General features: G+C 61.0%; 9 protein-coding genes. All 9 read left to right on the top strand.

Annotation, left to right across the window (positions count from 1 at the left end; all coding sequences use genetic code 11):
* Positions 1–318, top strand: a 318-nt coding sequence (locus N554_RS41460) for a hypothetical protein (protein ID WP_210165370.1), incomplete at its 5' end; no start/stop codon positions are given.
* Between the two features lie 297 nt (positions 319–615).
* Complete coding sequence (locus N554_RS0105380; protein WP_029582545.1) at positions 616–921, top strand: hypothetical protein; 306 nt, start codon at positions 616–618, stop codon at positions 919–921.
* A 37-nt stretch (positions 922–958) separates the two neighbouring features.
* Positions 959–1,843, top strand: coding sequence for a sigma-70 family RNA polymerase sigma factor (locus N554_RS0105375; RefSeq protein WP_029582544.1), 885 nt, complete (start codon positions 959–961; stop codon positions 1,841–1,843).
* 25 nt (positions 1,844–1,868) lie between these two features.
* The gene (locus N554_RS0105370; RefSeq protein WP_029582543.1) at positions 1,869–2,597 is read left to right on the top strand and encodes a DUF899 domain-containing protein; all 729 of its coding nucleotides are present in this window, start codon (positions 1,869–1,871) and stop codon (positions 2,595–2,597) included.
* A 342-nt stretch (positions 2,598–2,939) separates the two neighbouring features.
* On the top strand, positions 2,940–4,112 hold the full coding sequence (locus N554_RS0105365; protein WP_029582542.1) for an ABC transporter substrate-binding protein: 1,173 nt from the start codon (positions 2,940–2,942) through the stop codon (positions 4,110–4,112).
* A 91-nt stretch (positions 4,113–4,203) separates the two neighbouring features.
* Positions 4,204–5,121: a branched-chain amino acid ABC transporter permease gene (locus N554_RS0105360; protein WP_029582541.1), complete on the top strand. Its 918-nt coding sequence runs from the start codon at positions 4,204–4,206 to the stop codon at positions 5,119–5,121.
* Positions 5,118–6,065: a branched-chain amino acid ABC transporter permease gene (locus tag N554_RS0105355; RefSeq protein WP_029582540.1), complete on the top strand. Its 948-nt coding sequence runs from the start codon at positions 5,118–5,120 to the stop codon at positions 6,063–6,065. The genes N554_RS0105360 and N554_RS0105355 overlap by 4 nt, the downstream gene beginning before the upstream one ends.
* Positions 6,058–6,825 carry an ABC transporter ATP-binding protein gene (locus tag N554_RS0105350; protein ID WP_029582539.1) on the top strand — a complete coding sequence of 256 codons (768 nt, stop codon included), beginning with the start codon at positions 6,058–6,060 and terminating at the stop codon, positions 6,823–6,825. The genes N554_RS0105355 and N554_RS0105350 overlap by 8 nt, the downstream gene beginning before the upstream one ends.
* Positions 6,818–7,537 carry an ABC transporter ATP-binding protein gene (locus tag N554_RS0105345; RefSeq protein ID WP_029582538.1) on the top strand — a complete coding sequence of 240 codons (720 nt, stop codon included), beginning with the start codon at positions 6,818–6,820 and terminating at the stop codon, positions 7,535–7,537. Before N554_RS0105350 ends, N554_RS0105345 begins: the two co-directional genes overlap by 8 nt.
* Positions 7,538–7,546 lie beyond the last annotated feature (9 nt).

Here is a 7,546-nt window from a genome sequence, read left to right as displayed (position 1 = left end):
CAAAACCTTCAATCCGCCGACGACGGTGACAAGACGAATTCGTCGCCGGGGAGAGCACGATATAAGCCGTTAAAACCATTGCGTGCGGGAATGCCGGGTGTTCCGGTGACCTGCGGTGACTACCGTGTGCTTACTACCATTGCACACGGGCTGCGGGTGCACCGTGCACCCGGCATTCCCCACGCCCTCATTTTCCTGGGCGAACGATTTTTGCACGCCTCGGGCGCATCGCGCCGCGAGAGCGCGCAGCTGCGTCGCGACCCTCCACCAGTCATCGTCCGCGAAGGCGGACGATCCAGTATTCCGAGGCGCTTGTGATCGAACCGAGGAGCCGCGGCGTACTGGATACCCCGCATGCGCGGGGTATGACGACTCTCGACGTCATTGCGAGGAGCGAAGCGACGAAGCAATCCATTCGTTCTTTTCAGCGAAATGGATTGCTTCGCGGAGCCTATCATCGGGCTGGCCCGAAGGCGAGACCCGGTGGCGGGGTATGACGGCTCGAAGGATGCCGTGCAAAATATTTTCTGTGCGGCCGAATCCTTGCCCGGGTGCCGAACGTCTATTGGCCGAGACGCGATGTCCCGCGTCGCAACGCCAGCCATGGAGAGAATGATGAAACGGACGTTGATCAGGTACAAGACAAAGCCGGATATGACTGAGAAGAATGCGGAGCTGATCGCCGGGGTGTTTGAGGAATTGAAGGCCGCGAAACCGGACGGCGTTCGCTATCTTTCGCTGCGGCTCGAAGACGACAGTTTTATTCATTTCGTCGAGACCGAATCCGGCGATGGTAGCAGCGTGCTGCCGAAACTGGCGGCTTTTCAGGCGTTCCAGAGCGGGATCCGCGAACGTTGTGCCGAGCCTCCGCTGGCCCGCGGTGCTACAATCGTCGGCAACTATCGAATGCTCGGGGAATAGTTGCCTAAATTCAGAAGTTGCGGACAGCAGCATGAAACTGGTTCCTGACGCACCGGCGAGCACGACCGATATAGACGGCCTGCTCGCCGCGATGCGGCCAAGGCTGCATCGCTACTGCGCGCGCATGGTCGGCTCGGTGATCGACGGCGAGGACGTGCTGCAGGATGCGCTGATCAAGGCGGTGGAGGCGTTGGCATCCGCCGGTCCGATCGCCAATCCCGAGGGCTGGCTGTTCCGGATCGCGCACAACACTGCGCTGGATTTTCTGCGCCGCCGCAACCGGCAGGAAGCCTTCCGATCAGGCGAGGAGGTGGATATGATTGCCGACCCGGCCGATGCCGTCAGCAGCCGCCAGATTGCAAGCGCAAGTCTTCGCACCTTCATGCGCCTGCCGGTCGCGCAGCGCTCCAGCGTGATCCTGATGGATGTGCTCGGTTGCTCATTGCAGGAAGTCTGCGAGGTGATGGATTTCAGCCTGCCTGCGGTGAAAGCCGCGCTGCACCGCGGACGCACGCGGCTGCGCGAACTGGCTGACGAACCTGACGATCTGTCGCATCCGAAGATGTCGGCGGCCGACCGCGATCGCCTCGGCGCCTATGTCGCGCGCTTCAACGCGCGGGATTTCGATGCGATCCGCGCCATGATCGCCGACGATGTGCGCCTCGATCTCGTCAACAAGATGCGCTTGAACGGCAAGGCCGAGGTTTCCCGGTATTTCGCAAATTATTCGAAGGCCGGGGATTGGCATCTGGTGCCCGGGCTGGTCGAAGGGCGCCCCGCGATCCTGGTGTTCGATCCCAACGAACCGAGCTCAAGGCCAAAATATTTCATGTTGCTGCAATGGGCCGCCGACAAAGTCGCAACCATCCGCGATTTCCGCCACGCGACCTACATCATCGACGGTGCTGAATATTTGATCTGATCAGCTGCGATAAGGAGAAACGGACATGACGACCCACCAAGTCCCGCATCCCCCGATCGTCACCCGCGACCAGTGGCTCGGCAAACGAAAAAAGCTTCTCGCGCATGAGAAGGAGCTCACCAGGCGATACGATCGCGTCAACGCCGAACGGCGCCGGCTGCCGATGGTCAAAATCAAAAAGAACTATATGTTCGAATGTCCGGGCGGCGAGCAATCGCTCAAGGATCTTTTCGAAGGCCGCCGGCAACTCGTGGTCTATCACTTCATGTTCGATCCCTCCTGGGAAAAGGGCTGCCCGGGCTGCACTGCTTACGCGAACGCCATCGGCGATCTCAGCATGCTGAACGAATGCGACACCACCTTCGTGATGGTGTCTCGTGCGCCGCTTTCCAAGCTCGAAGCCTACAAGGAGCGACAGGGATGGAGCTTTCCGTGGGTTTCCTCGTTCGGAAGCGACTTCAATTACGACTTCCACGTTACCAATGACGAGAAAGTCGCGCCGGTCGAGTACAACTACCGGAGCAAGGCCGAGCTGGAGGCGAACAAGGTCCCCAACGCCATCGCCGGCGAAGAGCACGGGCTCAGTGTTTTCTTCCGCCTCGGCGACGACGTCTTTCACACCTATTCGACCTATGGGCGCGGTACCGAAGCCCTTATCGATTCCCGCGCCCTGCTCGACGTGACGCCCTACGGTCGGCAACAGGATTTCGAAGACTCGCCGCCGGGCTGGCCGCAGCGGCCGACCTATGGATAGATCGAGCTGACCAACGCGGGCATTTGGCTCGGGCAAATTTTTCGTCCGACAGAAACCTCCGCCGGATGCCCGGTCGGTCAGCCCAAGCGCGGCTGCGACAATCGTAGCCCGCCGACCAGAACTATATTTCTTGCCATCGGCGACTCATACGAATTATGGTGCAGAAAAGCCTGCATTGAGCCAAAGGTTCTAAGAGGGGCCGACGGTTCATGCTTGCCGCAAGCCCAAGATTTCGCGCACAAAACAGCCACCTAAAAAGATGCTCGGCAAACGGAGCGCAACGGGCGTCCTGGACGGGGCAGGTCATGCGGCATCACGCCGATAACGAGGAGGGGAGTGAATATGAGAACGGCATTCTGGCTGGCGGGCGCGACGGTATTGGCGCTGGCACAGCCCGTCATGGCGGCGGATTCCATCAAGATCGGGTTTGTCAGCACGTTCAGCGGTCCGACCGCGGTGATCGGCAACGACATGCGCAATTCGTTCGAGCTCGCGCTCGACCATATGGGCCGCAAGATCGGCGGCCTGCCGGTCGAAGTGATCTATGAGGACGATCAGCAGAAGCCCGATGTCGGCAAGCAGAAGACCGAAAAGCTGGTCCAGTCGGACAAGGTCGACTTCATCGTCGGCTATATCTGGTCGAATGTGCTCTTGGCCTCGCTCAAGACCGCGGTCGATTCGAAGACTTTCCTGATCAGCGCCAACGCCGGACCCTCGCAGCTCGCCGGCGAACTGTGCTCGCCTTACGTGTTTTCGACGTCATGGCAGAACGACCAGACCCCGCAGGCCATGGGTCTCTACATGAACCAGAAGGGCGTGAAGTCGGTCTTCCTGATCGGCCCGAACTATGCTGCCGGCAAGGACATGTTGGCCGGCGTCAAGAGCACGTTCAAGGGGCAGGTGGTAGGCGAGGAATATACGGTGTGGCCGAGCCAGCTCGACTTCTCCGCCGAGCTCTCGAAGGCGCGCGCGTCGAAGGCGGAGGCGATCTTCGTGTTTTATCCCGGCGCCGCCGGCGTGCAGTTCCTCAATCAGTATGTCCAGGCCGGCATCAAACAGCAGATTCCGCTCTACACGGCGTTCACCATCGACGAATTGTCGCTGCCGTTGCAGAAGGAGAACGCGCTCGGCGTTCCCGGCGCCCAGGAATGGGTGAACGACCTGCCGAATGAAGAGAACAAGCGCTTCGTCGCCGACTACCGCAAGAAGTACCCCAACTTGCGCCCGACCTTTTACGGTGCGCAATCTTATGATGCTGCGCAATTGATCAACAGCGCGGTGGTCGCGGTGAAGGGCGATACCAGCAAGAAAGACGCGATGAAGGCGGAGATGGAGAAGGCGAATTTCAAATCGGTACGTGGCCCGTTCAAATACGGCAACAACCACATCCCCATCCAGAATTTCTATCTGCAGGACGTGGTGAAGGACGCCGATGGCCAGCTCTCGCTCAAAACCGTCGCCACCATCGTCAAGGACAGCCAGGATAACTTCCACGACAAATGCCCGATGAAGTGATTGCGGCCCTCGGCAACACGGCGGCGGCGCTCGCGCTGCCGCTGTTTTCCTTTCAGCACATTGTTTTCTTTAGGCGCGATGTAAAATTTTCATGCTGCTTGTCGTCGAACAATTCCTGAACGGATTGCAGTTCGGCCTGCTGCTGTTTCTGCTGGCGGCGGGATTGACGCTCGTTTTCGGCATCATGGACTTCGTCAATCTGGCGCATGGCTCGCTCTATATGATGGGCGCCTACTTTGCGGCGACCTTCGTGATGTGGACGGGGAATTTCATCATCGGCGTGCTGCTCGCGCTGGGCGCGACGCTGCTGCTCGGTATCGTGCTGGAATTCGCAGCGCTTCGCCACCTTTACGGCCGTGATCATCTGGATCACGTGCTGGCGACGTTCGGGTTGATCCTGTTCTTCAATGATGCGGTGCGGCTGATCTGGGGTCCGGCTGGTCTTACGCTGCCGCTGCCGGCGTGGCTGACGGTGCCGATCGCGATCATGCCCGGCGTCTATTATCCCGCCTACCGGCTTGCGATTATCGTGGTGGCACTCGCTGTCGCGCTGATGCTTTACCTCGTCGTGATGCGCACCAGGGTCGGTATGCTGATCCGCGCCGGCGCCTCCAACCGGGAAATGATCGGTGCGCTCGGCGTCAACATCAAGCTGCTCTACACCCTGGTGTTCGGGCTCGGCGCGGCACTTGCCGGGCTCGCCGGGCTGATGCAGGCGCCTATCTTGACGGTCCAGATCGGGATGGGCGAAAACATTTTGATCCTCGCCTTCGTCATCATCGTGATCGGCGGCATCGGCTCTATCCGCGGTGCGTTTCTCGCCGCGATCTTCGTCGGGATGATCGATACGCTGGGCCGTGCGTTCCTGCCCGACCTGCTGCGCCAGATGCTGAGCTCGACCGCCGCGTCGACCGCGGCGCCCGCGCTCTCCTCGATGCTGATCTATCTCTTGATGGCGATGGTGCTGGTGGTGCGGCCGGAGGGGCTGTTTCCAGCCAGCCGGCGATGACCGCTTCGCTCAACGCCCGCAACGTGACCGCGGCGCTGGTGGCCGCCGGACTCCTATTGCTTCCGCTCTATACGTCGGCGAGCGGCAACGTCTTCGCGCTGACGCTGTTCACCCGCATCGTCATTTTCGCGCTGGCAGCGGTAAGCCTCAATCTCATCATGGGTTATGGCGGGATGATGAGCTTCGGTCACGCCGCCTATCTCGGCATCGGCGGATATGCGGTCGGCATTCTCGCGCAAGAAGGCGTCGGCTCGGCACTGATTCAGTGGCCGATGGCGCTTGCGGCCTCGGCGCTGTTCGCGCTTGCCGTCGGCGCGCTGTCGCTGCGCACGCGCGGTGTCTATTTCATCATGATTACGCTCGCCTTCGCGCAGATGGCTTATTACGTCGCATCCGGGCTTGCCCGCTACGGCGGCGACGACGGCCTGACGATCTACAAGCGCAGCGATTTCGGCGGCCTCATCGATCTGTCGAGCCGCGTGCAATTTTATTATCTTTGCCTCGGCTGTCTGTTCGGCGGGATCTATCTGGTCTGGCGCATCGTCAATTCGCGTTTCGGCATGGTGGTTCAGGGCCTGCGCTCCAACGAACAGCGGATGCAGGCGATCGGGTTTCCCGCCAACCGCTACCGGCTGGTTTGCTTTGTTATCGCCGGCACAATGTGCGGTTTGGCCGGCGCACTGCTTGCCAACAACACGGATTTCATCAGTCCTGCGACAATGTACTGGACCCGCTCCGGCGACCTGATGGTGATGGTTATCCTCGGCGGCATGGGCTCGCTGTTCGGCCCGGTGATCGGCACGATCGCCTTTCTGGTTCTGGAAGAGTTCCTCTCGCAGGTCACAGAATATTGGGCGCTCATTATGGGGCCGCTGCTGTTGCTGATCGTGCTGTTCGGGCGCGGCGGCATTGACGGGCTGTTGGGGAGGCTGCGTCGTGGCTGATCCCTTGCTCCGCGTTGAAAATCTGGTCCGGCGCTTTGGCGGAATCCTGGCGACCGACAATGTCTCGCTCGATGTCGCGAAAGGTGAATTGCACGCCATCATCGGCCCGAACGGCGCCGGCAAGACCACGTTGATCAGCCAGCTGACCGGGCATTTGCTGCCGCATGCCGGCACCATTCGCCTGGCGGGTGCCGATATCACCCATGTGCCGGCGTATCGCCGTTGCGCGCTCGGGCTGGCACGCTCGTTTCAGATCACCTCGCTGTTGCTCGAGTTCACTGCGCTCGACAATGTCGCGCTGGCGGCGCAGGCCAACGACGGTCACTCGTTCCGCTTCTGGGGCAACGCCCGCAAGGAAAGCCATCTCCGTCAAAGCGCGCTGGCCGCCCTGGACCGGGTTGGACTCGCCAACCGCGCCGACGTCCTGGTTTCGGAATTGAGCCATGGCGAGCAACGCGAACTTGAACTCGCCGTCGCGCTGGCCACCAAGCCGCAATTATTGCTGCTCGACGAACCGATGGCGGGACTTGGCGCCACGGAATCGGGCCGCATGGTGAAGCTGCTGCAGGAGTTGCGGCGGGAAGTCACCATCGTCCTGGTCGAACATGACATGGACGCGGTGTTCGCGCTGGCCGACCGCATCAGCGTTCTGGTCTACGGGCGCGTCATCGCTTCCGACGAGCCGGCGGCGATCCGCCAAAACGCAGAAGTCCGGCGCGCTTATCTCGGCGAACAGCACGCGGTGACCCGTCATGGCTGACGCGACTGCCTTGCTTGAGGTCAACGACATCGAGACCTGCTATGGCCTCAGTCAGGTGCTGTTCGGTCTGTCGCTTTCCGTGCGGACCGGTGAGATGGTGGCCATGATGGGCCGCAACGGCATGGGCAAAACCACCACCATCCGATCCATTATGGGGCTGACTCCGGCGCGCGCCGGCGCGATCCGGTTCGCCGCACAGGACGTTCGCAAGCTTCCCTCGTTCCGGATTGCCCAATTGGGAATCGGACTGGTGCCGGAGGGGCGTCAAATATTTCCGAACCTGACGGTGCGCGAAAATCTCGTCGCGGCTGCCGGCAATCGTCTCGGTAATCCCGATCCATGGACGATCGAAAAGATCCACGCGCTGTTCCCGAGGCTGGCCGAACGCGGAAGCAATATGGGCGGCACGCTGTCAGGCGGCGAGCAGCAGATGCTGGCGATCGGCCGCGCGCTGATGACCAATCCGCGTCTGTTGATCATGGACGAGGCCACGGAGGGCCTCGCGCCGCTGATCCGCGAGGAAATCTGGAACTGCCTGTCGATGCTCAAGGCGCGGGGGCAATCGGTTCTGGTCATCGACAAGAACATCGAGCACCTCACCCGCATCGCCGACCGGCATTATATTATCGAGCGCGGCCGCGCGGTGTGGAGCGGCACATCGCAGGAGTTGATCGCACAGCCCAGCCTGCAGCACCGGTACTTGGGTGTTTAAATTTGCTGC

The organism is Bradyrhizobium sp. URHD0069, from assembly GCF_000701345.1.
In the GTDB taxonomy this organism is placed as follows: domain Bacteria; phylum Pseudomonadota; class Alphaproteobacteria; order Rhizobiales; family Xanthobacteraceae; genus Bradyrhizobium.
This window is presented reverse-complemented; position numbering and strand designations above follow the sequence as displayed.